The organism is Agaribacterium sp. ZY112 (assembly GCF_041346925.1).
GTDB lineage: Bacteria > Pseudomonadota > Gammaproteobacteria > Pseudomonadales > Cellvibrionaceae > Agaribacterium.
In genome coordinates this window covers 3,908,666-3,935,401 of the sequence record NZ_CP166840.1, presented here as the reverse complement: position 1 = coordinate 3,935,401, position 26,736 = coordinate 3,908,666, and the positions used below count along the sequence as shown (strand labels likewise).

26 protein-coding genes are annotated in these 26,736 nt (G+C 44.1%); 14 read left to right on the top strand and 12 right to left on the bottom strand.

Annotated features, from left to right (window positions below; genetic code table 11):
• The first annotated feature begins 59 nt into the window (after window positions 1-59).
• A complete protein-coding gene (locus AB1S55_RS17130; RefSeq protein WP_370979402.1) occupies window positions 60-968 on the top strand; it encodes a cupin domain-containing protein in 909 nt (302 codons plus the stop codon).
• A gap of 83 nt (window positions 969-1,051) precedes the next feature.
• On the opposite strand, the gene AB1S55_RS17125 is transcribed toward AB1S55_RS17130, so the two are convergent.
• Window positions 1,052-1,531 (bottom strand): YHS domain-containing (seleno)protein, encoded by a 480-nt coding sequence (locus tag AB1S55_RS17125; RefSeq protein ID WP_370979401.1) that lies wholly within the window; start codon window positions 1,529-1,531, stop codon window positions 1,052-1,054.
• A gap of 248 nt (window positions 1,532-1,779) precedes the next feature.
• On the opposite strand from AB1S55_RS17125, the gene AB1S55_RS17120 reads away from it, so the two are divergent.
• The 3 genes from AB1S55_RS17120 (at window position 1,780) to AB1S55_RS17110 (ending at window position 3,943) form a co-directional block, all read left to right on the top strand.
• Complete coding sequence (locus tag AB1S55_RS17120; RefSeq protein WP_370979400.1) at window positions 1,780-2,205, top strand: MarR family winged helix-turn-helix transcriptional regulator; 426 nt, start codon at window positions 1,780-1,782, stop codon at window positions 2,203-2,205.
• A 145-nt stretch (window positions 2,206-2,350) separates the two neighbouring features.
• Window positions 2,351-3,007 carry a glutathione S-transferase family protein gene (locus AB1S55_RS17115; RefSeq protein ID WP_370979399.1) on the top strand — a complete coding sequence of 219 codons (657 nt, stop codon included), beginning with the start codon at window positions 2,351-2,353 and terminating at the stop codon, window positions 3,005-3,007.
• A 57-nt stretch (window positions 3,008-3,064) separates the two neighbouring features.
• A complete protein-coding gene (locus tag AB1S55_RS17110) occupies window positions 3,065-3,943 on the top strand; it encodes an alpha/beta fold hydrolase (RefSeq protein ID WP_370979398.1) in 879 nt (292 codons plus the stop codon).
• Window positions 3,944-4,046: 103 nt separating this feature from the next.
• Here AB1S55_RS17110 and AB1S55_RS17105 read toward each other — a convergent pair whose 3' ends face one another.
• Entirely contained in the window at window positions 4,047-4,724 is a 678-nt protein-coding gene (locus AB1S55_RS17105) for a glutathione S-transferase family protein (protein ID WP_370979397.1), read from the bottom strand.
• Window positions 4,725-5,005: 281 nt separating this feature from the next.
• Between AB1S55_RS17105 and AB1S55_RS17100 the strand changes: the two genes are divergently transcribed.
• From AB1S55_RS17100 to AB1S55_RS17085, 4 genes are all read left to right on the top strand, one after another.
• Window positions 5,006-5,893 (top strand): LysR family transcriptional regulator, encoded by an 888-nt coding sequence (locus AB1S55_RS17100; protein ID WP_370979396.1) that lies wholly within the window; start codon window positions 5,006-5,008, stop codon window positions 5,891-5,893.
• A 131-nt stretch (window positions 5,894-6,024) separates the two neighbouring features.
• Window positions 6,025-6,822, top strand: coding sequence for a hypothetical protein (locus AB1S55_RS17095; RefSeq protein WP_370979395.1), 798 nt, complete (start codon window positions 6,025-6,027; stop codon window positions 6,820-6,822).
• Between the two features lie 161 nt (window positions 6,823-6,983).
• The gene (locus tag AB1S55_RS17090; RefSeq protein ID WP_370979394.1) at window positions 6,984-8,288 is read left to right on the top strand and encodes a M43 family zinc metalloprotease; all 1,305 of its coding nucleotides are present in this window, start codon (window positions 6,984-6,986) and stop codon (window positions 8,286-8,288) included.
• Between the two features lie 96 nt (window positions 8,289-8,384).
• On the top strand, window positions 8,385-8,765 hold the full coding sequence (locus tag AB1S55_RS17085; RefSeq protein ID WP_370979393.1) for a VOC family protein: 381 nt from the start codon (window positions 8,385-8,387) through the stop codon (window positions 8,763-8,765).
• Window positions 8,766-8,878: 113 nt separating this feature from the next.
• On the opposite strand, the gene AB1S55_RS17080 is transcribed toward AB1S55_RS17085, so the two are convergent.
• The 4 genes from AB1S55_RS17080 to AB1S55_RS17065 form a co-directional block, all read right to left on the bottom strand.
• Window positions 8,879-9,790 carry a hypothetical protein gene (locus AB1S55_RS17080; protein ID WP_370979392.1) on the bottom strand — a complete coding sequence of 304 codons (912 nt, stop codon included), beginning with the start codon at window positions 9,788-9,790 and terminating at the stop codon, window positions 8,879-8,881.
• Window positions 9,791-10,018: 228 nt separating this feature from the next.
• The gene (locus AB1S55_RS17075) at window positions 10,019-11,272 is read right to left on the bottom strand and encodes a DNA/RNA non-specific endonuclease (protein WP_370979391.1); all 1,254 of its coding nucleotides are present in this window, start codon (window positions 11,270-11,272) and stop codon (window positions 10,019-10,021) included.
• A 552-nt stretch (window positions 11,273-11,824) separates the two neighbouring features.
• Window positions 11,825-12,112: a N(2)-fixation sustaining protein CowN gene (cowN, locus tag AB1S55_RS17070; RefSeq protein WP_370979390.1), complete on the bottom strand. Its 288-nt coding sequence runs from the start codon at window positions 12,110-12,112 to the stop codon at window positions 11,825-11,827.
• Between the two features lie 109 nt (window positions 12,113-12,221).
• Window positions 12,222-12,833, bottom strand: a complete 612-nt coding sequence (locus tag AB1S55_RS17065; RefSeq protein ID WP_370979389.1) for a Crp/Fnr family transcriptional regulator — start codon at window positions 12,831-12,833, stop codon at window positions 12,222-12,224.
• 190 nt (window positions 12,834-13,023) lie between these two features.
• Here AB1S55_RS17065 and AB1S55_RS17060 point away from each other — a divergent pair, with 190 nt between their 5' ends.
• Window positions 13,024-13,365, top strand: coding sequence for a Fis family transcriptional regulator (locus tag AB1S55_RS17060; RefSeq protein WP_370979388.1), 342 nt, complete (start codon window positions 13,024-13,026; stop codon window positions 13,363-13,365).
• Window positions 13,366-13,629: 264 nt separating this feature from the next.
• Here the strand turns inward: AB1S55_RS17060 and AB1S55_RS17055 are convergent, their stop codons facing one another.
• From AB1S55_RS17055 to AB1S55_RS17030, 6 genes are read right to left on the bottom strand one after another with little or no spacing between them, the layout of a single operon-like run.
• Window positions 13,630-14,814: an NAD(P)/FAD-dependent oxidoreductase gene (locus tag AB1S55_RS17055; RefSeq protein ID WP_370979387.1), complete on the bottom strand. Its 1,185-nt coding sequence runs from the start codon at window positions 14,812-14,814 to the stop codon at window positions 13,630-13,632.
• 22 nt (window positions 14,815-14,836) lie between these two features.
• Window positions 14,837-15,685 (bottom strand): CPBP family intramembrane glutamic endopeptidase, encoded by an 849-nt coding sequence (locus AB1S55_RS17050; protein WP_370979386.1) that lies wholly within the window; start codon window positions 15,683-15,685, stop codon window positions 14,837-14,839.
• Window positions 15,682-16,449 (bottom strand): sulfite exporter TauE/SafE family protein, encoded by a 768-nt coding sequence (locus tag AB1S55_RS17045; protein WP_370979385.1) that lies wholly within the window; start codon window positions 16,447-16,449, stop codon window positions 15,682-15,684. Before AB1S55_RS17045 ends, AB1S55_RS17050 begins: the two co-directional genes overlap by 4 nt.
• Before the next feature lie 51 nt (window positions 16,450-16,500).
• On the bottom strand, window positions 16,501-17,565 hold the full coding sequence (locus AB1S55_RS17040; protein WP_370979384.1) for a GGDEF domain-containing protein: 1,065 nt from the start codon (window positions 17,563-17,565) through the stop codon (window positions 16,501-16,503).
• Between the two features lie 52 nt (window positions 17,566-17,617).
• Window positions 17,618-18,799 carry a hypothetical protein gene (locus AB1S55_RS17035; protein ID WP_370979383.1) on the bottom strand — a complete coding sequence of 394 codons (1,182 nt, stop codon included), beginning with the start codon at window positions 18,797-18,799 and terminating at the stop codon, window positions 17,618-17,620.
• 2 nt (window positions 18,800-18,801) lie between these two features.
• Window positions 18,802-19,374: a tRNA-(ms[2]io[6]A)-hydroxylase gene (locus AB1S55_RS17030; protein ID WP_370979382.1), complete on the bottom strand. Its 573-nt coding sequence runs from the start codon at window positions 19,372-19,374 to the stop codon at window positions 18,802-18,804.
• Window positions 19,375-19,544: 170 nt separating this feature from the next.
• Here AB1S55_RS17030 and fabV point away from each other — a divergent pair, with 170 nt between their 5' ends.
• The 5 genes from fabV to AB1S55_RS17005 all read left to right on the top strand — a co-directional run bounded on the left by fabV (window position 19,545) and on the right by AB1S55_RS17005 (window position 26,601).
• The gene (gene fabV / locus AB1S55_RS17025) at window positions 19,545-20,729 is read left to right on the top strand and encodes an enoyl-ACP reductase FabV (protein ID WP_370979381.1); all 1,185 of its coding nucleotides are present in this window, start codon (window positions 19,545-19,547) and stop codon (window positions 20,727-20,729) included.
• A 258-nt stretch (window positions 20,730-20,987) separates the two neighbouring features.
• Entirely contained in the window at window positions 20,988-23,165 is a 2,178-nt protein-coding gene (locus tag AB1S55_RS17020; RefSeq protein WP_370979380.1) for a TonB-dependent siderophore receptor, read from the top strand.
• The gene (locus tag AB1S55_RS17015) at window positions 23,166-23,903 is read left to right on the top strand and encodes an ABC transporter ATP-binding protein (RefSeq protein WP_370979379.1); all 738 of its coding nucleotides are present in this window, start codon (window positions 23,166-23,168) and stop codon (window positions 23,901-23,903) included.
• A gap of 5 nt (window positions 23,904-23,908) precedes the next feature.
• On the top strand, window positions 23,909-25,345 hold the full coding sequence (locus tag AB1S55_RS17010) for a DUF3526 domain-containing protein (protein ID WP_370979378.1): 1,437 nt from the start codon (window positions 23,909-23,911) through the stop codon (window positions 25,343-25,345).
• The gene (locus AB1S55_RS17005; RefSeq protein ID WP_370979377.1) at window positions 25,342-26,601 is read left to right on the top strand and encodes a DUF3526 domain-containing protein; all 1,260 of its coding nucleotides are present in this window, start codon (window positions 25,342-25,344) and stop codon (window positions 26,599-26,601) included. The genes AB1S55_RS17010 and AB1S55_RS17005 overlap by 4 nt, the downstream gene beginning before the upstream one ends.
• The last annotated feature ends 135 nt before the right edge of the window (window positions 26,602-26,736 follow it).

Genomic DNA, 26,736 nt, shown 5'->3' with positions numbered 1-26,736 from the left:
AGATGAATAAAGTATACAATTGGCCCCTCTAATTCTTTGTGCCCGTAATACTGGAAACTATGTCTGAAAATCCTAATATCTATCTAAGCGATCCAGACCCTTTAAGCGTGCTGCTGACTCGTCTAGACCTTAAGGCTGAGGTTTATGTTAATGGCGATTTTTGTGGCACGTGGGCCGTTGATACCGGGGGCAGCAGGCGTATACCCTTTCACTTGATTGGCTCAGGTAGTGCTTGGTTACACTTTGAAGGGCAAGAGTCTCAAGAATTGAGATCGCACGATTTAGTTGTTTTCCCAAAAGATTCTCACCACGTTATCTCCAACTCAAAAACGGCACCGTTACCCGAAAATGTGAACACGGCTATGAGCAATGATGGTGATGTCACCAACATGGTTTGTGGCTTTTTTGAATTTCGTAACCCCGTACTCTTCCCCTTATTAGAAACCTTGCCTGATGTTCTGGTGTTGAAGTCTAAGCTTGATCAGGGAAATAACCCTATCGAGCTTTTAATTAGCCTAATGCTGAATGAATTACAGGCAGAGCGACCTGGTTTTTATACGGCTATTGATCAGATGGCTTTTTTAGTTTTTGTCGAAGTGCTGCGCCAGCAAATGGATGCCGGTGAGATTGATAAGGGCTTATTAGGTGCTTTGTTTGATAGCCGTCTAGGTAAGGCTTTAAATGCTATACATCAGCGACCTGAATCATCTTGGACGCTCGAAACACTGGCAGAAGAAGCTCTTATGAGCCGATCAACGTTTGCTGATGCCTTTAGTAAAAAGGTGGGGCTTACACCTATGAAATACCTCACTCAGTGGCGAATGACTCAAGCGAGACACTTGTTGCAAACAACACAATTGTCGGTTGCTCAAATTGCTGAGAAGAGTGGTTACGACTCCGAAGCTGCCTTTCGTAAAGCTTATCGTAATACCTTGGGTGAAACGCCTGGCAGTGTGCGTACAGGCTAGAATAAAGTTCGCTTCTATAAGTTCCTTTAATTGAAAGCATCATTTACAACCATGATGCTTTCAATCAATGCTTGTGTGGCCTATTAAAGTTCGCTGGATTCTACATTTTCAATGGCAGGCCATTCTTTGTTTGCTTGTGAAATATGAGTTGGAACGTCTTTTTTCCATGCTTCGTAAACGCTTACGTTTTTGTTTACAAATAGTTTGCCATCAACAACTTCAAACGCTTTCCCATCAATTTCAAACTTTTTACCAAAGGTGGTGCCGTAGGCACAAAAGCCGCCGTATTGTGGAGCGTACTTTGTTGGGTTTGCGCTAAATAAGTCACGGTTTTTAGCGCTGCTAAAACGGTAAATTGCATCATTGTATGTGGCTGTATATTCTGCCGAGCCTAGTACAGGTTTATTTTCGGTAAAATAAGCCACCGCATCATGGCCTGCTAAAATCACGTCGTTACTGTCTGTCTCAGTATCCGCTCCTGCACTTGCAAGGCTGCTAAAGCTAAAAGCACAGGCGGCAATAAAGGTAGGCAGAGACTTGCTAAAAAGGCTTGTGAATGACATAAGATTTTCCTAGGTGTTGTTGTTAAGTTCGGAGCGTAGTTTAGGTAACGAGGCATTTTGGCGATATGTTCAAAAGTCAGCTTGTTGTATCTAAAAGTCCGTACTGCACTGAATACGCCTATAGCCCCTTGTTTTCGCAGGGCCCAGTTAGCTGGGATAGCCTAGGCCTTAGCTGAACAGTGGGCTGGTGTTTGTGTTTAAATGTATATGCATGTATATTGCGGGTGTCGATTATAAGGAGACCGCCTGTGAATACTGATCTGTGCTTTAACTTAGCGCTTCGAAAGTCCAGTCGCTTAATTACTCAGTTCTATGAAGAGCGTTTGAGTGAAGCGGGTTTAAAGGTGGGGCAGTTTTCAATATTAAGAGCCGTGTATTTTTCTAAGCAGACCACCAACAAAGAGCTGCAAGCGATTTTAGTGTTAGATCAGACAACCTTAAGCAGAAACTTAAAACCCTTATTGCGGGACAAGTTCTTACAACAGCAGCAAGCCCCAGAAGACGCTAGGTTAAAGCTGATCAGCTTAACCGCCAGTGGTAAAAAGCTATATGCTCAAGCCGATCCTATTTGGCGCGATGCACAAAAGCAGCTATTAAAGAAAATTGGCAGCGAAGACGCGAGTAACATCTTAAGAGTTGCAGATGCATTAGCTCACGCTCTAGGGGAGGGCTAGTTTTTTTGTGTAAAATATGTATATGCATGTTTTGTGCGCATACATGTTGTTGGCAGGGAGACAAGAGTCTATATAAGCCTACAGGGCGGCTATGTAAGAGAAACAATGTAAACGTTTGGATTTAACAGGTGTGGAGCTTAGACAGATGCATAAGATGATAACCTTGTATATCAATCCCTTAACAGTTAATAGCATCAAGACGATATTGCTCTGTAATGCGTTGGAAATTGATGTTTCTTATCAATATATACAGCTACATAAAGGGGAGCAGCACAAAAAACAATTTAAACAGATAAACCCTGAAGCACAGGTGCCTGTGCTTGTTGATGGTGACTTTGTATTAAGCGAATCTAATGCCATCTTGCAGTATCTGGCCGCCAAGCATAAGTCTTCGCTTTGGCCTCAGTGTGAACAAGAGCAAGCTAAAGTATTAAGTCTACTTTTTTGGCAAGCAAATTACTTTGCTGCTGCGATAAGCCCTTACGCGCATAGGCGCTTGGTGCTTCCTCATTGGGGGCTGCCCGCAGGAGAGATTAGCAGTGACATGCAAGCACGCTCTCATCAGGCTTTAACCGCTTTAGAGCGTATGCTGGCTCAAGCTGATTTCTTACTTGGCAAGCAGCTAACTATTGCCGATATCAGTGTTGTCAGCTTTTTTATCTTTGCCGAACAAGCCGGGCTGCCACTAGAGGCGTACAAATCAATTCAGGACTGGCTGGATAAATTAAGCACTTCATTTTGGTTCGACCATAGCCAGAGATTATTACAAAATATCTTGTTGACTCAGGCTGAGGTTTTTTGATTCCTTTTTTAACATCAAAATCATGCATATGCATGTACTTATTCATTAGGAGTGAATATGGCTACTATTAGCTCGGATATACGCAAAAACCATGTTGCTGCTTTACCTTGTTGGGCAGAGGGTGGTGAGTTTAAAACCACTCAGGTTAATGGGCTTAACTTACGTTACTTAGATGTCGGGCAGGGGCAGCCCCTCGTTCTATTACATACCATTCGCTCTCAGTTAGATTACTTTCAGAAGCTTATCCCAGAGCTTGCTAAGCATTACCGGGTTTATGCGTTAGACCTTCCTGCTCACGGCCATTCTGATATACCGGATTTAGCTTATGACAAGCCGATGTTTGTTGGTTTTGTCACAGGTTTTATTCGTTCGCTGGGCTTAGAAAATGTGAGTTTAATGGGCGAGTCTATTGGTGCCTCTATTTCATTAAGCATTGCCGCAGAGAAAAAGGTGACGGTGAAGCAGGTAATTGCTTTGAACCCAGCTGAATATGAACACAGCAATGGCTTAGATCGTAGCTCTATGCTTGGCAAACTGTTGTTTAGCTGCATTACGCTCCCTATGTTGGGATACATGATTGCGAATGGGGAAAACCCGATTATTTTACGGAAAGTTTTTGAAGGTGGATTTAATGATAAAAGCCAATTACCTAGGCACTTTATTACAGAGATGTCTAAACAAGGTAAGCGGCAAGGTTATGCTAAGGCTTTTCGTTCTATTTTCTTAAACTGGCAAACTTGGACAAATAAACTTGAGCTTTATGCAGACATAGAAGCCCCAGTGCGGCTTATATACAGTGACAATGATTGGTCTTTACGTAGTGAGAGAGAGGCGAATCGTCAACGAATACCCAGCGCTGAGCTAGTCATCCTGCCTGATTGTGGCCATTTTTCTGCGCTTGAAAATCCTCGGGATATCCTCTCCGCTATTCTTTAGTTCTGAGGTCAACGTAGATTTAAGGTCGTATTGTATTATGCTCTTTAAATCTACGTAATAAGTCGTTTCTTATTATTTTAACAGCGGATAGGAAGGAGATTGTTTACTGTGTGTGGTTTAAGGCTTGCCGCATACCGGTATGCAGTAGATCCCCCGTATATTTCCAGCTTTCATGGTTCTTCTCCAAGTCTTTGGCCCAGCGCATTATGTGTTTAAATCGATCTACAGGTAGTTTGCTGTATGGCATTTGGCTTAACGCCGAAGCTAGGTCAATATCAGCGAGGCTAAATTTTTCACCCACAACATAGCATTTATTAGCTAAATGTGAATCTAGCACTTGTCCATGCTTACTTAGCATGAACTCTGCTTGCTGTAAGCGTGTGGTATTTGGATCAGTACCCATTAGCTGAGTAATTACGTTTTCTTCAAAATAAATAGGAGCAGGCTGACGAAAGTGTTCGGCCGCCCAGCTCATCCATTGCAATATTTGATAGCGTTTAGTCCCATCTTTTGGCAAGAGATGAGTCCCTCCATAGGTATCACAGAGATAGATGTTAATTGCCATAGCCTCAGTCAAGATAAGGGGCTGTTGTTTGGCTTTTCTATCAATAATCACTGGTAGCATGCTGTTAGGGTTTAAAGCTAAAAATGAGTCACTTTTATTTTCCTTCTGTAGTAAGTCGATGGGTTTGTAAACTACGTCTAAACCAAGCTCTTTAATGACACTTGTTGTACGTCGGCAGCTTCCTGATCGATTATCAACGTAGTATTCAATGCTCATAAGGTGTTTTCCTTTTAATTGCTCTTTGTTTTAAATTCGGTTTATAAGATCAAGGCTACTAGTCGTAGCCCTAATTAAGCTTCACTCATAGATGATATAAGTAACTTTTAAGTATTGGTCATTGTGCTTGCTTGCGTATTTCGTTAACTTGTACTCAGTATATGGGGCGTAAATCTGCTTTAAAGTATGTATTTGTGCGTATGCTTTTCGCATATTTGCGCCCGGTGTTTGGTGGGATGGGCATAGCTCTAATGAGCGTGGATGAGCTAATAGGAATATTTGTGGATCAAATCAATTGGAATGATTTAAGAGTATTTTTGGCTATTGCTGATGAGGGGGGCTTAAAAAAAGCTGCCCGCCGTCTAGATTTACATCATTCGTCGTGCGCAAGACGTATTACCGTACTTGAGGCATCATTAAGCACAACGCTATTTGAGCGGCGATCTAGTGGCTACTGGCTGACAGAAGCTGGGCGCGCACTTTATCTGTCGGCTGCTCGTATTCGAGACGAGTTTATCAGTATTGAGCGTGAGGTTTTAGGTAAGGATAAACGTATAGAAGGCAAGCTCTGTTTAACTTTACCTAATGGCTTGGCTTGTCACTTATTGATGCCTGACTTACGATCATTTATGGATACGCATAATCGTATTGATTTAAAAATTAATATGTCTTATGAATATCGTGACTTATCAAGTCGAGAAGCAGACATTGCTATTCGTCATATCACTGATCCTCCTGACTCTTTTATTGGTAAGCGTGTTGCGCGCTTATATAACTGCGCTTACGCAAGTACAGAGTATTTGCAAGTACACAATGTGGAGACTGATCCAGAGGCATGCTTTTGGCTTGGTTGGGGGGATAAATCTAAGCACCTGCAATGGCCATGTAAGAATTTTTATCCTGATATTCCGGTTAGAGCTGACATGTATTCTGATGTCCTTCAGTTAGAAGCGATAAAATCTCACGCGGGTATTGCTTCTTTACCTTGTTATATGGCAGACGGCATTGAAGGTATAGAGCGATTGCCAAATGTTGAACCAGTTGCGGGGGATTGGATTTGGGTATTAGCACATAAAGATATGGCTAATAATGAGAAGGTAAGGAGAATGATCGATTTTCTTGCTCAGAGCTTTAGACGCTATGAGTTGAAAATAAAAGGTTCATCGTAGCAAGATAATAGGTTTGTAATGAAGTCGCTGTAAAAATTCCTAGTCTTATTTCTATAAAGAGTTAGGCTGGGCTGTTCTTTAGTAATAAAGCTAAATGATAATTTTTTGTTAAAAACCAGGAGGGTATTTATATGATGACTGAAGGAGAGCAGGTAATTGCCATTTCCTTATTCTTAAATCTAGTGCTAAGTAAAATTAAAGAGGTTAAAGCGCAAGAAACTCAGTGTCTTAGGGTGGGGAATAATATTTTATGGGTCGCATGTAATAATGATGATAATTCACGATTGCTTAAAAGTTGGCTTGATAAGGAGGGGCTGACCTCAGTACATCTTATCTTAGATAAAATACAAAGTGTTGATTTGACCCAGCTAAACCAGAATAGCATTATTCGTGACCGAAACCCTGAGAGAGACAGACCGACTAATTTTAGATCACTATCTACAATATCAACACTAGCAGGTATTGTTGATGATGAATTAGCCGTTATGAGTGACTTTAGAGATATAGATGATAACCCTGGAACTCTTATTGAGCATAAAATCAAGCGCTATACTGGTAAGGTTCCCTTAGCTAACATAGTTTTTATAACGGGTAACCCACCCGTTGAGACAGGCATTTCTCAAGTTCATGCAGAGCAAAAACTTATATATGCATACTCAATTGGATCTCAACACGGTACACCTGGCCAGGTCTATTTAGGTGGCTGTAAACCTCCGTGTGGTTCATGTTTAAAGCCAGTTGTCTATGCCGTATCTCGCTTGGGGATAAAATATGCTTCTACTGACAAGATAAAAAGGCCAAGATGGAGTGCCCGTCAAGATAATTCTGGCACGATGGCCATTGATGCATTTGCGTTTGACAAGTTCTGGAATGTAAACAAAGACTATTGGAACGAGTATGTTTCTATACTTGCAGACAAGTCGACGTAGTATTCTGGTCTATAAAGCGCCTTGTATTCCTTGATCAAGAGAATTTATAGGCAGCGTCATGTCGGTATTTTCATGGTTTCGATTGTTGATTAATGGCGTTCAGTTAGTTGTTATTTGAGGCTTTTTATTAAGGTTCTGTCTTCTAAATTAAGTACTTATTTATGTGCATCAATAGAATTTTTATTTTAGTAGCTTGCCTATTAGTGATTTCTGCTTGCGGGGGCGGCTCTTCTTCATCTAAAGAGAAGCTAGATACGGTTAGCATTAGCAGCTCGGTTTCTCTTGGGGGCAGCATAACACCGGCCTCTGCAGAGCTAGCCGCTGGTGAATCTGTGCAGTTTTCTTTAAGCAGCGAGCAGGGTTACACGCTAGATACTGTTAGTGGGTGTAATGGTCGCTTGGCTGGCATGATTTATACCGTTCAAGCGCAAGATTCAAATTGTTCCATCGTCGCCAGCTTTGTTAAAAATACCTATCTTGTTGATAGTACTGTTTCTGCTGGGGGCAATATAGACAAACCATTATCCGAGCTTGCTTATGGGGATGGTTTGGAGTTGGTATTAAGCCCTCATACAGATCACCGTATCGCGAATGTCTCTGGCTGCAAGGGGCACTTATCTGAGCAGCTGTATTCTATTTCTGCAGTTATTCAAGATTGCACGGTGGATGTGCTGTTTTCTTCGTTGTTTCCAGAACCAGAACCACCGCTTACGCGTGTTCGTATCCCGCTGGTGTTTCACATTCTAGATGCTGGTTTTACGGATGTTAGCGATGAAGAAATAATCTCTCAGGTGCAAGCGACTAACCTGCATTTTAGGCAGCAGAATATTGATGAGTTAGATAGCCTACTAAATTCAGACAAACCTTTTGTTGCTGACATGGGCATTCAGTTTTATTTGGCCGATCGCGACCCTCAAGGCGAGCCTCATAATGGCATTATTCGGTTAGACACCGATACCTCCGCTTTTGATTTAGACTATAAATTTGCGCAACAGGCCTTTGGTGGCAGTGAGCCTTGGCCAAATGATCAATATATTAATATCTGGGTGGGCGATTTTCGCACTCGTCATGGAAAGCTTGGCCTAGCTGGTAAAGCTTATATACCCAGTCTGGCTCCTGATGCCTATATTGGGGTCTCAGTCGAAGAGAGTTTAATCGGTATTATCGATCCTCAAGAAGCGGATTTTGCACAAGGCAAAACACTTACTCATGAGTTAGCACATTTTTTGGGTTTAATTGGCCACACCCATGGCACTATTTCTGATGAAAATAATCACGCCCATTTAAGTTGTGATGCTAATGGCCTTAGCGAGTGCAAGAATTCGGATCTCGACAATAACTTTATGAATGTACTGGTAAAAGATGAAGGCATGAAAATGTTTTCTTTGAGCCAGCAGCGTGTCATGCGTGAGTGGTTAGAAAGTGGGCCTCTTTCGGCTTTGTATCAAAATAACTTACAGCGCTAGTTGAAGGCCTTGTTTGGCCTGTCCTATTTTGCTTACTTATATGGCTTAAACACCCTTGCTGGGTACTGAGTATTTTCAATACTACAAGGACACTTTATGATCGGTTACGTCACCATAGGCACCAATCAATTTATAGACGCTTTAACATTCTACGATGAATTATTAAAACTTGTTGGAGCAAAGCGCTTGTGGTCTACAGACTCGATGGCTGCGTGGGGGCTCTCGCGAGAGCTTCCAGCACTTTGCATTAGCAAGCCCTTTAACGGTGAGCCTGCAGCAGTAGGCAATGGCTCTATGATCGCGTTAAAAGTAGAGTCTAAAGAGCAAGTAAGCTTATTACATGCTAAGGCTCTTGAGCTTGGAGGCACTTGTGAAGGTAAGCCTGGGCCTAGAGGCAGCGGTGGTTTTTATGGCGCTTATTTTCGTGATTTAGATGGCAATAAATTAAATGCCTACCTGCCTGCAAGCAGCCCCTAGTTTTTTAGCTCAGCACTAAAATAAAAAAGTAATGTGCAACATGGGTAAGCGTAGATACCGTGTTTAAGGGGGGCGAGCATCAGCCTGCACTTATGTGCAGGCTGATGCTGTCTTTAGAACGGTGCAAATTCATCACGTTTATCTTGAGGCACGGTCCAGCGCTGATGTGCATGTGTTTCTTCACGGATAACGCTATGGCTTGGGATTTCACCATTATCACCGTATAACCACAAAACTAGATTCGTGCGTGAGCCGCTAGTTATAGGTTGGGCGGCATGAGGAATATTACCTCTATGAATCATGGCTGTGCCGGGCTCAAAAGAGAGCCTATTTACCGCACCTGTCACGGGGTTGTAAAAATCGACTTCCGAGCCTGTAAACTCTTCCTCGGGTAGATTCAAGTTAATATTAAGTGTTGCCGCCGACGCATCCGTATGAAGCTGAAGAGATGTGTCTACGCCTGCTTGATACTGAATCGAAAAACCAAAGGTTTGGCTGTCATAGCCCATGAGTTCAGGAAACAAGAAGCGAGCAATTGGTCTCATATACTTATCTAGTAGCTCGCGATAGAAGCTCTGAAAACTTGGCGCTGCAAGATAGCCTTCTGAGCGGCTGTCGAGCATCACACCTAGGCGGTTTAACGCAATGCCATAGGGTGGGCGCAAAGGAATCTGCGCATCGGCGACACTATCTAGATAAGCGCGTAATTCGTTTAGGCGCTCTGGGTTAAAGAGTTGTAGCTGATAAACACCAGGAGAAACCTTACGCAGAAGATTGGCTAACAAGAACTCTTTACTTGGATCTTGCCAGGCTTGTGTGATCGCCTCTTTTAAGTCTGCATCGAGTAAACCATCGCTAGCTGGTAGCAGGTTTTCTTTTGTTACTGCTTCCCATTCGTGCCAAGCTTCACTGAGTAGTTTGCGATTAGTATTCCAAAATTGCTGTACTGATGGAGCACGCTGAAGCATGGCTTCGCGTGATGGTCGTTCTAAGTTGCGCGCACGTTCTAATTGGCTAACTGACATATCCCGCTCCTCTTTGTTGCTATTACCATTGAATAAGCGTCAATATATTTGAGTTGGCTTTGTTGATAAAGGTGCTTATTAAGTAAACACTTTCAACAAAAAGGATATAAATCATGGGGGTGAAATAATACTTATGGGTCACTTTCTCATATTGGGATGTACAAACCCTTACTGTAGTAATACATAACGTCGCCGTAACTTAGTAAAATAAATTACGGCTTAGTTTATTTATTTTAAGGTGTCGCGAGGAGCGAGAAAGCGTATTGGTGCTCCAGAGCTGAGCATATGACTTTCATAATTAACCCAGTCAATACGGTCACCGTTTTCATTAAACAGCTTTATTACGTCACGTTTATTGGAGAGTCTTATCGGCTCTAATCCTACGACAACTACGCCTTCTCCTGGCGCCAATATACACTTAGCGGCATCAACGACTGAGCCGATAACAATGTGTGCGCCAGAGTTATCAGATAGTTTCCAAGCCGAAACATCAATACGCTTAGTGCTGTAGTTTGTAATCGCTACCCACTCTTTATTTTCATCCACACCTTCGGGGTTGGGCATGGCTGCAGAAATGAAGACGTCCTCGCTATCATCGAGAATAGTAATGCGTTGACTACCAGCACTGAGAATATCCTCTGGGCGTGCAACTTCAAAACGCTCAGGCAGGCTGTAATCTTCGCCGTAACCACGTTCTTGGGCTGTCGCCGGATCGGCGATAAGTGGATTAGCATGGTATATGGCACTATCAAATTTAAGGCCGGTTAATTGCTCTACTTCGCTAATTGTTACTTGATAGTTCTGGTTGTTGTAACGAGTATGGCCACGCTTATCGGCAAGCGCCTCTTGATCTTGGTACATGACAAAAGCACGGACATCTAACTCATCTGAATCTTTGTTGATAAAACAAACTACTTTAAAAAAGCCTGCAGGTATCAATGCTAAGTCGTGACCGGATGGTCGAATAGTACGATCGTTATCGCCATAAAATGGCCCGGTAAAGGTTGTTATTAAACCGTCTTTATCAAGGTCTAAATCTTTAACCCATTCTTCGAGGTCATGAAGCCACTCATCCTGGTTTAAGTTAGCATGCTGAAGGCTGGAGTTAGTGTAATAATAGGTTTCACGGGTAGCGTATTGGGCATCACCATGAGTATTTCCCCATCCAGCAGTAGCGCTTCTAACCATGTGTCCTCGATCCCAATCATTATTACGATAATAGGTATTATCAAGCTGATTGTTGGCGCCTACACGTCCATCCGTTCGCCATTTTCCTCGAGAAACGCTTTTTAATTTGTTTTGGTCTAGATTAAAGGCCGCTATAACAAGAGAGCGTTTTTCTCTTGCTGCATTCATTACTAAGGAATAATTTGGGTAGTCGTAGACTCTGCCTTCTTCAAGTAATTCTGTTTCCAGTTCGACACTGTAAGTTGGCATTGGAAGAGTAATACCATTTAAATGATTCGGGTTGTATCCAGTCATAAGAATATCCCTGCATATTATGCTGTAGGTTATAAGGCCTTGTTTAAATTAGGTTTCCTTATTACGGTCTGAAAACCGATTCAATATTATTCTCTTAACCATTACAGATTGATTATTGCTAAGCTCTTACTTTCATTTAAAGCACGAGAGCCTTAAGAAAAGGGCTCGGTGTATGAAACTGCAGTTTGGTCGATTTACGCGTTTGGCAGGAATGGGAGGGGCGAAATACAAGACGTTACGGTTTTTTGAACGTAGGAATTACTTAATGTTGGATATAACGTATTTTATTTATATGTTCTTTTGCAGGCGCTACATTGTGTGGTGCGCTAGTAAGGGGAGAGCATACAGAAAACAGTTGTACTGAAGGTGCTGAACTTGTTTATGTATCTACCCAAAGGCAGATAGGATTGAGCTAATCTATAGCCTTGCTTTACTTTTGATAGCCTAATTGTTCCATGAGGCAAGGGCACTATAAGTTGCGCTAAGCCGTTGGTGATTAACTTGTCCCTAGCTGCGAATAAGGGCGTCACTGGCTTCGGGATATTTAAGAATTTAGAGACACTGCTCTTCAATTTTCTCTAAGAGCTCTATGGCTTTGTCATTGCCGACTTCAGTAAAATATTCGAACAGTACGTTCACCTGGGTGCCAATAAAGAGCAGGTTGTCTTGTTCTAGCTTCATTTGCTGTTGTTTTTTACCTGCAAAATAATCTTGCCAGAGGGCTCGGCCACTGCCGTTACTCAGCTCGGTGTTTAGCAGGGTGACCAGCTCATCTGCGTCTTGATCGCAATGGATATTGCAAAACGAGACGTAGCGGTCAGGTTTCGCTTGGGCTGTCATTGTCTATCTCCTTAAATTAAATGGATTGGTTGGGCCATTGCTTAACAGCTAAGACCTCTAATGCTGTTAGTTGATAAAAGTACCCAATGCCATGATTTATGTCTGTCAGCTAGCTGACAAAACCTTCACAAATGTTAGAAAGGCGCTCAGGTTGTAATAATTTAATCTTTTTCCGACTTAGGCGTTTTATGAGTCCCTGTTTAATTAGCTGGTTAAATTCGGTTGATAAGGTCTGTCTAGATGTTCCAAGCTGTTGTGCTAGCTCTTGCATGTTGTAGGGTAAGTCAATCGATTCGCTTTGTTGATGCTTGGAGCTTAATAGTAGGGCCCTACTTAATCGTTGACTGACACTGCGAAAACTTAAGTCTTCAATTACGTTGATGGTGTTGTGTAGCAGGTGGCCGAGTTCTTGAATGACTTGTAGTGCGATCATAGGCTCTAAGCTCAGTAGCCGCTTAAATTGTGCTAAGGGCCAGCGTTCTATCAGTAAATCAGACTCCGCAGACACCCAAGCCCGACTGTGGCTAACATAAATGTCTTCAGTTTTAAGGTAGGCGAGCGTCAGTTCTTTTTGGTCGTGTTGTAGGTGAATACGGGCTCGCCCCTGGAGGATGACAAAAAAATGCTCTCTGTCCATACCTGGGCGGAGGATCACTTCGTTCGTAGTAAATGTATGCTTGCGCCCGCCAGTTAAGTGTTTTGTCCAATCGAGTTGTGTCATTGGGGTCTCGCTTTTTTGAATCTTAGAGCCTGTTACAATTGCAAGGATTGTTCCTTTTGTTATTTGGTGCTTATGCTGAATTTAGATCGTTGTGCTAGTGACAGCTAGCCAACAAGTCGGCCTATTACGGTGGGAAAGTTGTGTCCTGCCTGATTTAAGCGCGAGTGGTAAATTATATCGAGTTTAGGTAATGCGTAAGACAGACAAAAAACTAGAAAAACAGCTGATTAAAGTGCTAAACGAGGCTTGCAATGACGCTCTTGCTCAGTTTCAGGGTTTTAAGTGGTTAACACATAGTGTCCGTTACTCTGACTTCCCCGCTAGCCTGTCTATTATTTGTGTGTTCGATACTGACGAGAACTTAGAGCTGCTATATCGAGTGGGTGGTAATGCAGAATTTCTAGACTTGATTGCGCAGAAACTTGGCCTGTTACCGTTTACATTACAAGATGTTGATCGCCACGTATTATTCGATACGGAAGAAACGTGTCACAGGGAGAACAACGGTCGGTGGAGTGAGCGTCTGCGCTAAGCTAAGTATTCATTCTAGAATGAATACTTACGAAACCTGAGTGGTGATTATCAGAATACTTCTGTACCTAGCGTCTTTATAATGCCCGATCTAGCTGGAGCAACAGCACTATAGGGTGGTTTCATCGGTGGAGCGTATACTGATTGCTTGATGATTCAGATAAGTATTTCCTCTCTATTAGGAAGCTAAGCTCACTACCCAAATTTATTCTGCCTGTACAAAACTAGGCAAGTTCTGTTTGTTTTTCGTATCCCATCAATCCAATTAAACATACTGCCCCGCACACCAGCCACTGGCCCATGCCCATTGGAAGTTAAAACCACCTAGCCAGCCGGTAACGTCTAAAACTTCGCCAATAAAATACAAACCGTCGACGTTTTTAGCCTCAAAGGTTTTTGAGCTGACTTCGTTGGTATCAATGCCGCCTAGGGTGACTTCTGCAGTGCGCCAGCCTTCTGTGCCGGAAGGTTTGAAGCACCAGTTTTTAAGAGCATGGCAAACGCGCTGTATTTTTTCATCGTTCATATCGCAAGGGCGAAGTTCGGCGTCTTCTTGTAACCATTGCTGAATAAAGCTTTTGGCAAGGTCGAGTTCATCTAGTTTGCTCAATAGGTTTTTAAGCTCGCCTTTTTGGCCTTGTTGACGCCATGTTTTAAGTTGTTCTTCTAGGTCAAGGCCTGGTAGTAAGTCGATACGCAGCTCATCACCAGAGCGCCAGTAGGAGCTTATTTGTAAAACAGCGGGGCCGCTTATGCCTCTGTGCGTAAAGAGCAATTTATCGTTAAAGCTTTGATTGTTGCATTCGATAAGCGCTTGTAGGGAGACGCCCGCTAGAGCTTTACAGCTGTCTAAGTTTTTATCGCTAATGGTAAAAGGCACCAGCCCTGCTTGCAGTTCACTGACCTGCAAACCAAATTGGCGAGCAAGTTCATAACCAAAGCCTGTTGCACCCATGGTAGGTATGCTTAAGCCTCCTGTTGCGACAACTAAGGATGTACAGCTGAAGGGGCCTTGTGAGCTTTGTAGTTCATAAAGCTCGTTCTTTTCTACTTTGCTTATTTCGCAGTGGGTTTGTATTTCGGCACCGGCTTGTTCACATTCATTAAGTAGAATGGTAAGAATGTCGGAGGCTTTGTTATCACAGAAAAGCTGGCCTTGTGTTTTCTCGTGGTAGGCGAGGCCGTGTTTATCGACCAGTGCAATAAAATCCCATTGAGTAAAGCGGCTAAGCGCACTTTTACAAAAGTGCTTATTGGCACTGAGGTAGTTGGTAGGCTCAATATAATAATTCGTGAAATTACAGCGGCCACCACCGCTCATTAAAATCTTTTTGCCGACTTTGTTGCTGTGATCAAGTACAAGGGTGGATTTGCCTCTTGCCGCCGCCGTTGCCGCGCACATTAGCCCTGCGGCTCCGCCGCCAATAATAATGCAGTCGTAATGCTTCATGGTTGTATGTTTACTCTAGGGCTTAAAAGGGCCAAAACTGTTGAGGTAGTCGGTTTTGTTGAATCAAGGAGGCAAGATCCATGGTGACGGCGACACCGGCATGCACCAAAAAACCACCCCAGATAGAGAACGAACGCAGGGCGAGTATGCCTAAGAAAAAACCAAAAAAGATGGCGCCAGTGGCTTCTAACCAGAGCTTGGGGAAGTGAATCATTAAATAGGGTACACACATGACCCAAATAGCGCCTGCACCGATGGCAGGCCTTAAGCTTTGTAAAATAAATCCTCGGAAGAAAAACTCAAGTGCGGCAAATTGGCAAAGGTAAAGGATTTCCCAAGCGATAAGGTCAAACCAACTGCGCCCGGCATCATCATAAAAAGGGTAGTGCTGTAAAAAGTCTGAACGGAAGCTGACTAAGAAAATAAAGAATAAGATGGGGCTAAGTAAAAGCGCATAACCAAGCCAGTGTTTATGGGTGTCGCCCCAGCCTATGGCCATATCAGACATACGCATCTTAAGTACGTAGCGAATGAGTAAAAAGGGCAAGAGCACGTAGCCAATCAGGTGCCAAGAGGTCCACCATGTGTAGCTAAATAAGCGAGCAAAGCCGCTAGCTTGGATTTGACTAAGCCAATAGTTAGAAGCTTCACCTTGCAGTTCACTGAGCATGGCTAATGCAGCGATAAAGCTTGAGGAATATTTAAGGTAGTGAATGAGAATCAAGCAGACACAGGTACAAGCAAGCACTTGAAGTAAACGCATGCTGCAGTGTTCGCGTTTTAGGGTGTAAGAGGGCGCTTCGCTATCGATTTGTTTAAAGCTGCGCATAATATTACGCGGATCGAGCTGAATTAAGAGAGGGCTGCTCATGAGATAAGACTCTTGTAAATCAGGGCGATGCCCATTGCAATGGTGACCAGTTCAAATACGCGTTTAATGACTCGGTTGCCATAAGTGACGGCCCAGTGAGCGCCTATATAGCCGCCAAGTATGGAGCCGAGTATCAGCATCGGTAGCCAATCCCACTTTACTTCCGTGAGTAAGGCTAAGGTGAGAGCGCCACTGCCATTCCAAAATAACCCGACCAAGATCATGGTGTAAGCTGTGGCGCGCTTGAAATCAAAACCGTACCAACTAATTAGCCAGATAGTAACAAATAAACCCGTGCCCGAAGTTAACGAACCGTTAAAAAAGCCTAAGGCAAAAAGCCCCAAGGCTCCTAATATTTGGCCTGAGGTGTCGCGGTGTTTGGCTTGATAATCTTGGCCAAGCTTTTTTTTGTAGATGGAATAAACACCTAAACCGATGGTTAATACACCTAAAGCGCTTTGAGCAATAACAGCGGGAATGCTAAGAATGGTATTGGCCCCGAGTACAACGCCGGGTAGGCCTGCACCTAGCATCGTTAATGCAAAAGGCCAGCCGACGTTACCGCTGCGTGCGTGTTTGAGAGTTGCACCAGCACCGAGGGCGACCGTGGCTATTTTGTGGGTGGCCAGCGCTAGAGAAAAGGGCAGGCCGAGGAAGATCAAGGCTGGTAATTGCAAGAGGCCTGCACCACCTCCGGCCATGGCCGATAGGGCGTTACTGACAAGGGCGACGACTAAGAGTATTGCGTGTTCGAAAAAATCCATAAACCTGCCTTATATTCGAGCGCGCAGTGTACACCGACTTGGGCAGAATATTTAGGCTTCTGGACTAACGCGATTACGGCCCGAGTTTTTCGCCGTATAAAGATTACTGTCGGCAATACCCAAGAGCTCGGTCATATCGTGGCTTTGTGAGGAGCAAGATATTCCTGCGCTCATGGTGACTAAACGGTTGGGAGTGTTAGGCAGGAGGCTAGCTTGACAGATACTTTTACGCACTTTGTCAGCAAGGCTTATGGCTTCATGCAAGTTGGTATTAGGTAGAATGACTAAGAATTCCTCCCCTCCCCAGCGGCCCACTTTATCGGTATCTCTAAAGCTGCTGGTTAGTAGCTTTGCAAAAGCCTGAAGGGCTTTATCGCCTTCGCTGTGGCCGAAGCTGTCGTTAATTTTCTTAAAATAATCGATGTCGCATAAGATAAGAGCAAAGTCACTGTTTGAGCGCTTAACGCGTTTGCACTCGAACTCGAGGCGTAGGCTCATATCCCGACGGTTAGCTAAACCGGTTAGCTCATCGGTTGAAGCGATATGGTGTAGTTCGTGGTTAAGGTGATTGACGGCTATGGCGTTTAATTCACGCTCACGAGCTTGAAAGAAGGTAAAAGCTGAGGCGAGCAATAAGGCACCTGTGCCACCAATTTTTACATAAAAAGCATAGGTCGCGAAGTAAAATGGGTTGCTGGTAAAAAGTATGTATACAACGCAGAAGACGAGAAGAGTATTGATGCACGCGGCGATCTTTACCCGCAATAGGTTGTATAGCACTGAGGGAAAAACGGCGACCCACATCAAGCCACTGTTGTCGGTTGCCCCATGAGCTGCAAGAAATAAGCAAAGCAGGGCGCCCGTGGTAACAAGGTAATAACAGAAAAAATCGAGTTTTTTGAATTGGCGGTAAGCTGCATAAGCCAGCATTTTGGCTGCGGCAAAACCAAGTAAGCTAAAGCCAAGGCTTATGGGGCCGGTAATAAAATTCTTAAGGGCAAAAACCAGTAGCAGTGCGCATACGGTTATGCACATAGCCCGACTCAGCGTATCACGTCGACGGCGATCAGCTTGCGCTAGTTCACTCTGACTATCGATAGTGTGGTTTATGTGCATAAGTAATTAGGCAGCATCCAATGCTAAGTTTAACGCCATTATAAGACATGTGTCACAAAACTGCCTCTACCTTTGTGGGCGGATACGTGCTTGTTTGCAGGCGGCGAATGAATTTTAAGGTTTGAAAAGCATCAAACCAGTGTTGGAAGTGTCGCGCAAAGCTAGATGGGCTGTCGTTTTGCTTAGAGCGTTGAGCTAAAAACGATTCTATACCCGCTTCTTTTAATGCGGTTTGACTGCTCTTTTCTAACGTATGGATAGCGTTTATCCCTTCGGCAAAAAGGGCGTTATGTAGGCTTAATACTTTTTTTAACTCTATAAAAATCTTTGGGTTGTACCAAGTAAAGGCTTCTCCTAAGCGCTGTTGTTCGCATATTTGTGCTACTGCCGGGCCTGTACCAAAGGGTACGCGTTCTGAGAGCCTAGCTTCAATATTGATGCATATATCTTCGGCATAGGCGATGCCTTGCAGCTTGGCGAGTTTGTTTAATAAATAGAAGTCTTCTGCGGCTGAGCGCTTAGGAAACCCGCGCACTTGGGCGTAAGCTTGATAATTAAAAGCGAGGGCGCTGCCAAGGCTGTGGTAGGCGTAAAGTGAGCCTGCCCGTTCAAGCTGAATACGCCACTTGTGCAAACCGTATTCATACAGCCGTGTTGCCTTGGCAACATCCGCTTCACCACCTATATGTTTGAAATTAAAAGTCCAGGCACTTGCGCTTTGTTGTTCTGTTCGGTTTTTAGTCAGAGAAAAATAGTTATCTGGCAGCTGCGCATCAGCATCAGAGCTGTATATCCAAGGGCTGAGCACGCTGCCTTGGTCAATTAAGGCGGTGGCGCAGTCAGCACCTATTTTTCTCGCCAAACCAACACCTTGCTTGGGGGGCAGGGCTCGCTCTGCACAGCGTTCTATCAATAATATCTGTAATGATTGAAAGCTTAAGAGGCTTACGTGCTCTTGGCAGCCAATAAGCTGTGCTTGCGCCAGTAATGCTTTTTTAAATACTTGGTTCTGTTCTACAAATTGTCTTGGGCTTTGTTGGTGTTCATTTAATACCAAGATCAACAGTAAGGCTTCTGCTTGTGGGTGCTGGCTTAGCCGCTCCACAAAGTGTAGGTGTTCATGGCAAGCTGGGATAACAACAACATGTTCTCGCACTGTTATTGGCAGTGCGAGGCAGAGTTTGTGCTCTGTCTCGGCGTAGTTCTTTAAGTACTGCCTCAGTGCTTTACTCATTTTTAGTGAAGCGCTGCTTGAATAGGCAAGGCGGCACAGATCTCGGCTTCGACATCCAATAACTCATCTAAACGAGCATCGACAACACTGTCTTCAAAGTACGTGCGAGCTAGATCGATAAATAAACTTTCGTGGCGGGCTTCACTTTCGGTAATCGCTTTGTAAAAGCCTTTTAATTCGCCTTCGGGAAGGGCATCGGCAATTAAACCAAAGCGTTCACAGCCGCGAGCTTCAATGATACCTGCAATAATCAGGCGGTCGAGCATGTAGAGCTCCGAGCCTTGGCGCATATGTTTACGTAACTTATTTACATAAGCATCTTTGGTATCTGGTGCGAGAATCAGTCCGCGTTTATTCATTAATTTGAGTACATCGCGAAAATGCACCATTTCTTCGAGGCTTAAATCGACCATGGCCATCACCAGTTCTTGTCTATCGGGGTAGTGGCTGAGCATAGACACGGCCATGCCAGAGGCTTTTTTCTCGGCGGCGGCGTGGTCAACTAGAAAAGTGTCGAAGTCATTCATTACGGCGTCGACCCAAGCTTTGGGGCTGTTATAGCGGAGTTTAAACATAGTTTTATTGGCTAGATTGAGGTGCTTGTTGGGCTGGCGTGTCTTATGGGGGGCATCGCTGAGCTTGGCTATTTGTATGAAGCCTGTACGATGCACGTTTGTTCACAGCCGACCTTGATATATAATCCGCCGCGATTATACCAGCCACTGGAAATAAACAGGAAAACAGCATGATCATCAAACCTAAAGTTCGCGGTTTTATTTGCACTAACGCCCACCCTGAGGGCTGTGCCGCTAACGTGCAGGAGCAGATCGACTACATCAAGGCTCAAGGGATTGAAGGTGAAGGCCCTAAAAACGTATTGGTGATCGGTGCATCTACAGGTTACGGATTGGCCTCGCGTATTACCGCAGCCTTTGGTTATGGTGCCAAAACACTGGGTTTGTTCTTTGAAAAACCTGCTACTGAGCGCAAAACGGGTTCTGCTGGTTTTTATAACAGCGCAGCATTTGAAGCTAAAGCTGCTGAAGCTGGTTTGTATGCCAAAAGCATCAATGGTGATGCGTTTAGCAACGAAGCTAAGCAAAAAACCATCGACATTATTAAAGAAGATTTAGGCAAAGTAGATTTGGTTATCTACAGCTTGGCGTCTCCTCGTCGCACAGACCCTAATACTGGCGAGACTTATAGCTCGGTATTAAAGCCAATTGGCCAAAGCTACACGGCTAAAAACCTAAATACGGATACCCTAAAAATCGCTGATATGACAGTAGAGCCTGCCAGTGATGAAGAAATCGCTAACACTGTTAAGGTTATGGGCGGTGAAGATTGGGAGATGTGGATAGACGCGCTTAAAGAAGCTGACGTACTTGCCGAAGGTGCTAAAACCGTAAGTTACACCTACTTAGGTGAAAAGCTGACTTGGCCCATCTACGGTCATGCAACCATTGGTAAGGCAAAAGAAGATTTGGATCGTGCCGCCGCTGCCATCACTGAAAGTTTAACAGCCCTAGGTGGTCAGGCGAACGTCTGTGTGCTTAAAGCCCTAGTGACTCAAGCGAGTTCGGCTATTCCCATTATGCCTTTGTACATTTCTACTTTGTATAAAGTGATGAAAGAGAACGGTACTCACGAAGGTTGTATCGAGCAGCTTTATCGCTTGTATACCGAATGCTTATTTAATGACAGCCCGCGCTTAGATGACGCTAATCGCATGCGTGTTGATAACCTTGAGTTAGCTGCGGACGTGCAAGCTAAAGTTGAAGAGATTTGGCCTGCAGTGACAGAGGAGAACCTCTACGACACAACAGACTACAAAGGTTATAACAGTGAATTCTTGAAGCTCTTTGGTTTTGGTGTTGATGGCGTAGACTACGAGGCAGACTTAAGCCCTCAGGTTGATGTTAAGTTCTAAGGCTTGAAACTCCGCCTGTATTAAAGCGCGTAGGCTAAAAGCCACGCGCTTTTTTTATGCCTATGGTTTATTGAAAATAGGCCCAAGTTTTTTTAAGCCCGTCAGCATTTGGCGCTTTTGTCCAAAAGTGAGAGCTGCTTCATTTTTCAATTAAAGGCGATAGCTATAAATGCACACTAACAATATAATGATATGCTATAACGTATCATTTTCGTGTCGCCACTTTCTGTTGGTGCATCATTTTATTTGGGAGTAAACGTGAATAAGCAAGTTACCCAAGCGCTTATGCTTGGCAGTGTGGCCATTTCTTTTTTCAATTGTGGCTTTGTTAATGCTCAATCAAACGATAAAACAGAGCAGGGCATTGAGACGGTTACCGTTATTGGCATGCGCCAAGCATATCAAGGTGATTTTGCGGAGCTGGAGATTCCTCAGGCTGAATTGAAAATTGATTCTCAAGTATTGCAAGACGCAGGCGCCCTTGATCTGGTTCAAGCGCTAGACCTTTCTGCATCCGTTGCTCGGCAGAATAACTTTGGTGGTTTATGGAATAGCTTTGCCATTCGTGGGTTTGTTGGTGATGAAAATTTACCAAGTAATTATCTTGTTAATGGTTTTAATGCCGGGCGTGGTTTTGGTGGAGCGCGTGACCTTTCTGGTATTGAGTCTGTTGAGGTATTAAAAGGCCCTCGAGCAGCACTTTTTGGACGAGGAGAGCCTGGTGGTACGATCAATCTTGTAACTAAGCGCCCGACCTTTGAGCGCGAAGGGGAAATTCGTCTTTCGGCGGGTAGCTTTGATACTTACCGCACCGATCTGGATTGGACTTCACCACTGACGGATGATGTGGCTGTACGAATTGTTGGTTTTTATGAAGATGCAGGTAGTTTTCGCGATACCATCGAGTCCACCAAGCAGGGCTTGAGCCCTTCCTTGACTTGGCGAGTGAATCAGCAAAGCCAGCTGACTTATGAGTTGGAATACAGTCACCAAGAAACCCCCTTTGATCGTGGTGTGGTCGCCGTGGGTCTCGAGGGCGAAGAAAAGAAACTCGGTGTCATTCCTCAAAGCCGTTTTCTTGGCGAACCTGATGATGGGCCAATGAAGGCAGATGTGCTTGGTCATCAGTTAGAGTTTCAGCATGACTTTAATGACAACTGGAGTGCCTTACTTGGTTTTAATTCCCGTGATACTTCTTTAGAGGGGAATGCAACCGAAAATGGTTTTTATGGCAGTCGACAGTTTCTTCAGTTAGACGGTGAGCATCTTACACGCTTTCGCCGATACCGAGATTACGATGCTAGGTATCAGGTGTTAAGAGCCGAAATAAGTGGGCTTTTTTCAACGGCCGCTATTCAGCACCGTCTTATCATTGGTGTAGATGCCGATAAATTCGAAAACGACCAAGTGTTTTTACGTGCACGTGGAGAGAAGATTGATGACAGTAAGCCCGTTGAGGACGAGCTCGATCGCTTAGCTGAAACAAATCAGGTTATTAATATTTTTGACCCTGTATACGGCGCTTATCCTTTACCTGTGCCTCAGCCTAATACGGATCGTTTAGAAACTCAGGAGTCTCTTGGTTTTTATATTCAAGATCAAATGAGTTTGACCAATAAATTAGATGTACGAATAGGTGCTCGTTTTGATGATTATCAGCAAGAGCTCGACAATCGACGCTCTGGTGAAGTCGATCAATACTCTGAGACACGTGTTAGCCCTCAGTTTGGTGTGGTTTATAAAGCAACAGATGCGATCTCTGTCTATTCAGCCTACGGTGAAAATTTTCGCCCTTTATCTGGGGCAACAAGCTCTAATAATTTAGAGCCTAACCAGTCTACGTCTACAGAAATCGGTATTAAGTTTGCGTTAAATGATGGGGCTCTTCAGGGCACGGTTGCGGTGTTTGATGTTCAGCAGTCGAATATATCAACCGTAGATGCTGATTTTAATGCAACTGCAATAGGCGAAGCCGAGAGTCAGGGCTTAGAAGTTGATATTAATGGCCAGTTAACAAATACGCTTAATCTTTGGCTCTCTTATGCCTATACCGATGCTAAAACAAAAAATGCTTTTTACGATGCAAACTTTGGTGTTGAGGTTCCCGCTGGAGCCGAGCTATTAAATATTCCTGAAAATCAATTGAGCCTTCAGCTTGTTAAGCAAACCCAGCTTATAGGTAAAGATTTAGATCTTATTGCAGGGGTTATTTATGTTGATGATAGGAACGGTTTCTTTAGTGATCAAGATTTTAGATTGCCAAGTTATACCACCACTCGAATAGCAGCAAACTACAGACTATCTGAGCTCTTAGAATTGAGCGCTGAAGTGAATAACGTATTTGATGAAACCTATTACACCAACTCGTTTGCTGATGTCTGGGTGCAGCCTGGTGCGCCTCGTAATGTACTGCTCTCAGCGAGGTTTAGTTTTTAAATGACAATGTTAAAAGCGGAATCGATTTTTCTTTCTCGTTCTAACAAACCCGTTTTGAATGGCATTAGCTTTAGTGTCAATAATGGTGAGGTTTACGCCTTGCTCGGTGGTAATGGTGCGGGAAAATCAAGCACCTTATTGAGCTTTTTGGGTTTTCTTAAACCCGCTCAAGGCCGTGTTCTGGTGAAGGGAAAGGACGTTGCTGCTGATATTTCAGCAGCGCGTAAGGCCATAGCTTACTTGCCTGAGTCGGCAACACTGTATGAGCATTTAAGCGCGTATGAAAATCTACGTTACTTTTTAAAGTTGGCTGGTATTGAGCCGAAGCAAGCGTTAATTGAAGAAACTCTGGAAAGGGTGTCACTAAAGCGTGAGGCTCGATCGAATCTCTTACGAGATTATTCTAAGGGCATGCGACAGAAAGTTGCCATCGCCTTGGCGATGTTGCGCGATACCGATATTTTGTTATTGGATGAGCCAACCTCGGGGTTGGACCCAAGCGCAATTGATGAGTTTCATCGAATCGTTCGCAGCCTTGCTAATAATGGTAAGGCTGTTCTTATGGTGACTCATGATGTCTATGGCGCATGTCAGGTAGCGGACAGGATCGGCTTACTTAGGGATGGAAGCTTGGTAGCTGAGTTTAGTGCTGATGACAATAAACGTATTGATACTGAAACAGTACACAGTGCTTTTTCAGCTAGCGCTCAGCTCCTTTCCAACTCGGAGGTGCTGTAGTTACTATGAGGCAGATATTACTTATTGCAGCAGGAGAGTGGCGATATTGGCTTCGCTCCTATTTTGCATTGGCTGGTGTTTTGGTTTTTTTACTGCTTATTGTTACGAGTAGTATTTTAACGGCCTTTCGTATAGATGCTGAAACGCATACCAGAGTGGAACAGCAGCAGGAGTCCGAGCAGACCTTTTTAGAGCAGCCCGATCGCCATCCTCACCGTATGGTGCATTATGGACACTATATTTTTAGAGCACCGGCGCCGCTAGCCATATTTGATCCTGGGCTCGACTCTGTCACTGGGCAATCTATCTTTCTTGAAGGTCATAGGCAAAATACCACCATGTTTGCTGAGTCATCAGTTAGTGCTGATTTTGGTGGGTTATCTGCAGTGAGTCCTGCATTAATTTATCAACTCTTTGCGCCACTCATTATTATCTTGTTAGGCCATGCCGCACTTGTTCGTGAGCGAGAATCTGCGGCGCTTAGCCCATTATTATCGCTTGGTGTAAGTGGCCCAAGGTTGATACTAGGTAAGGTGTTAGCGCTTTTTAGTTTTATTTTAATTCTACTGCTACCGCTGCTTGTAAGCGGCGCGTTGACCTTGGTGCGTGGTGAAGATCCTAGATCTGTATTGTTATTGTTCACTGTTTATTTAGTGTATCTGTTGTTGTGGGGACTTATGACGCTTTGGCTCTCTACAATTTCAGCTAAGCGTTCGACAGCATTGGCTGTATTGGCTGGGCTTTGGTTTATGTGGTCCTTGGTTTTGCCTTCCATTGCCGTCAATATTGCTTCAAGCACGCTACCTCTTGCCGGCAAGATTGAAACAGATTTAGCAATGCTAAATGAGAAGAGAAAGCTCGGTGATGGTCACAATGCAAATGACCCAGCATTTAAACAGCTCCGTGCTGATCTATTAGAAAAATATGGTGTGCAGCAGGTTGAAAAATTACCTATTAATTTTAGGGGGCTTGTGGCGATGGAGGCGGAACAGAAGCTTACGAATATGCTTAATGAATATGCTCAAGCGCGCATGGAGCGAGAAAGTGAGCAGGAAAAATTAATCGGAAATTACGCTTGGTTAACACCAATGCTAGCTATCTCCTTTGTTTCTCGTGCAATTGCTGGCACAGATCTCGAGCATTACCATCGCTTTCAAAAGGAAGCAGAAGCACTTCGTTTTTCTTTTGTTCAAGGGCTCAATCAGGCGCATATGCAAGAGCTGTCGTATCAAGATGATATCAACCGTAATAAAGATCAGGCTTCTTGGTTGCGCGCTCGGGTCGATGCTTCTAGTTGGCAGGTGTTGGATCGTTACCAGTTTAAAACGGCGGTTTTTACTGAGCGCTTTAGTCATATTAAGGCGCCTATGCAGGTTTTATTAATTTGGTTATTTCTGATGCTAATGGTTCTGCTTTACAGTGCGAGGAGTTTGAAACCATGACATCCTTGTTTAATGAAATACGCTTCGCAGCAAAGGACAGAACGCTTTGCTTGTGGATGGTTATTGTTATCAGCCTATCTACTGTGGCCCTTGGCTTTGGACTGGCAGAAGTGCAGAGCCAGAATGCGACGATTGCAGCCTTAATTGAGTCGGATAGGGAAGACCGCTTAGCAGAATCAGCAAAGCTGAAGGACTGGGGCAGCGCAGCCTATTATAACTTTCATTTAACGTATGATGAGCCTTCAACGCTTGCTTTTATGGCCTTGGGCGGGCGTGATATACATCCCTGGAAGCACCGTATTAGGATGCTTGCTCTAGAGGGGCAAATTTATGAGCGAGACGTTGGTAATCCGAGCGTAGCCTTAATTGGTCGCTTTGATTTTTCTTTTCTAGCATCATTTGTTTTACCCCTCGTATTAATCATTGTGCTCTATGACTTAAGGGCTGGCGAACAAAGGGCCGGGCGTTTTAATTTATTAGAAGCTACCGCAATACGGCCGGTAGTCTTATGGGGCTTGCGTGTATGGGTGCGTGCAACGGCGGTTTTTTTATGTCTGATCATTCCTTTGTTTGTTGGCGGTTTAGTGGCCGGCGCCAGTTTGACGTCTTTGCTTACAGTGGCTGCGGTTGTATTTCTCTATAGTGCATTCTGGAGTTTCTTGTGCTTTAAATTGTCGGCTTGGCGGCAATCGGCTCCCATTATTTTAATGGCGCTTACTGCAATTTGGTTGCTTACGGCCGTTGCGATCCCCGCAGCAGCACGTCTTGCTGTAGACCGATTGGTGCCTATTCCAGATGGAGCTGACATTCTGATGCTGCAAAGAGAGTCTGTTAACGATGCTTGGGATTTACCCCGAGAAGCGACGATGGATAAATTTTTTCAACGCTATCCTGAATACGTAAGTTATGAGCCGGTAAGCAGCTCGTTTGAGTGGCAGTGGTATTACGCGTTTCAGCAGGTTGGTGATCAAGAAGCAGAGTCGCTTAGTAAAGCGTATCGGCAGGGTAGAGTGCAGCGTGACAACATAGCAGCATGGCTTTCCTTACTTGCGCCGCCGTCGTTACTTGAGCGTACACTTCAGTCTTTAGCTGGGACAGATATGAAGGCAAGCAATACTTATGAACAGCAGGTTCGCGATTACCATGCTCAGCTTCGCGCCTTCTATTACCCCAAGTTTTTCTTTCACGAGACTTTTGATAAAAACAGCTTACAGAAATTACCGGTTTTTGGGGGAAGTCCGTTGGGCCTAGACTAGCTTGAGTTGTTGTAGATAGAGCACGTCATTATTGTATTCGCTGTAATCAAGAGTGTTAGTGCTCTTAATAGTGCTATGTCGGTGGAGTTATTTAGCTTAAAATTTTAAATCTAATGTGATTTATTTTGTGGGTGA

Coding starts and splice junctions, on each gene's coding strand:
- AB1S55_RS17075 (WP_370979391.1), bottom strand. CDS start 11,272: ATGACTGGATACAACCCGAATCATTTAAATGGTATTACTCTTCCAATG.
- AB1S55_RS17035 (WP_370979383.1), bottom strand. CDS start 18,799: ATGAGTAAAGCACTGAGGCAGTACTTAAAGAACTACGCCGAGACAGAG.
- AB1S55_RS17015 (WP_370979379.1), top strand. CDS start 23,166: ATGACAATGTTAAAAGCGGAATCGATTTTTCTTTCTCGTTCTAACAAA.
- AB1S55_RS17060 (WP_370979388.1), top strand. CDS start 13,024: ATGCGTAAGACAGACAAAAAACTAGAAAAACAGCTGATTAAAGTGCTA.
- fabV (WP_370979381.1), top strand. CDS start 19,545: ATGATCATCAAACCTAAAGTTCGCGGTTTTATTTGCACTAACGCCCAC.
- AB1S55_RS17005 (WP_370979377.1), top strand. CDS start 25,342: ATGACATCCTTGTTTAATGAAATACGCTTCGCAGCAAAGGACAGAACG.
- AB1S55_RS17045 (WP_370979385.1), bottom strand. CDS start 16,449: ATGGATTTTTTCGAACACGCAATACTCTTAGTCGTCGCCCTTGTCAGT.
- AB1S55_RS17085 (WP_370979393.1), top strand. CDS start 8,385: ATGATCGGTTACGTCACCATAGGCACCAATCAATTTATAGACGCTTTA.
- AB1S55_RS17080 (WP_370979392.1), bottom strand. CDS start 9,790: ATGTCAGTTAGCCAATTAGAACGTGCGCGCAACTTAGAACGACCATCA.
- AB1S55_RS17055 (WP_370979387.1), bottom strand. CDS start 14,814: ATGAAGCATTACGACTGCATTATTATTGGCGGCGGAGCCGCAGGGCTA.
- AB1S55_RS17105 (WP_370979397.1), bottom strand. CDS start 4,724: ATGAGCATTGAATACTACGTTGATAATCGATCAGGAAGCTGCCGACGT.
- AB1S55_RS17095 (WP_370979395.1), top strand. CDS start 6,025: ATGATGACTGAAGGAGAGCAGGTAATTGCCATTTCCTTATTCTTAAAT.
- AB1S55_RS17115 (WP_370979399.1), top strand. CDS start 2,351: ATGCATAAGATGATAACCTTGTATATCAATCCCTTAACAGTTAATAGC.
- AB1S55_RS17065 (WP_370979389.1), bottom strand. CDS start 12,833: ATGACACAACTCGATTGGACAAAACACTTAACTGGCGGGCGCAAGCAT.
- AB1S55_RS17130 (WP_370979402.1), top strand. CDS start 60: ATGTCTGAAAATCCTAATATCTATCTAAGCGATCCAGACCCTTTAAGC.
- AB1S55_RS17110 (WP_370979398.1), top strand. CDS start 3,065: ATGGCTACTATTAGCTCGGATATACGCAAAAACCATGTTGCTGCTTTA.
- cowN (WP_370979390.1), bottom strand. CDS start 12,112: ATGACAGCCCAAGCGAAACCTGACCGCTACGTCTCGTTTTGCAATATC.
- AB1S55_RS17030 (WP_370979382.1), bottom strand. CDS start 19,374: ATGTTTAAACTCCGCTATAACAGCCCCAAAGCTTGGGTCGACGCCGTA.
- AB1S55_RS17010 (WP_370979378.1), top strand. CDS start 23,909: ATGAGGCAGATATTACTTATTGCAGCAGGAGAGTGGCGATATTGGCTT.
- AB1S55_RS17050 (WP_370979386.1), bottom strand. CDS start 15,685: ATGAGCAGCCCTCTCTTAATTCAGCTCGATCCGCGTAATATTATGCGC.
- AB1S55_RS17040 (WP_370979384.1), bottom strand. CDS start 17,565: ATGCACATAAACCACACTATCGATAGTCAGAGTGAACTAGCGCAAGCT.
- AB1S55_RS17125 (WP_370979401.1), bottom strand. CDS start 1,531: ATGTCATTCACAAGCCTTTTTAGCAAGTCTCTGCCTACCTTTATTGCC.
- AB1S55_RS17090 (WP_370979394.1), top strand. CDS start 6,984: ATGTGCATCAATAGAATTTTTATTTTAGTAGCTTGCCTATTAGTGATT.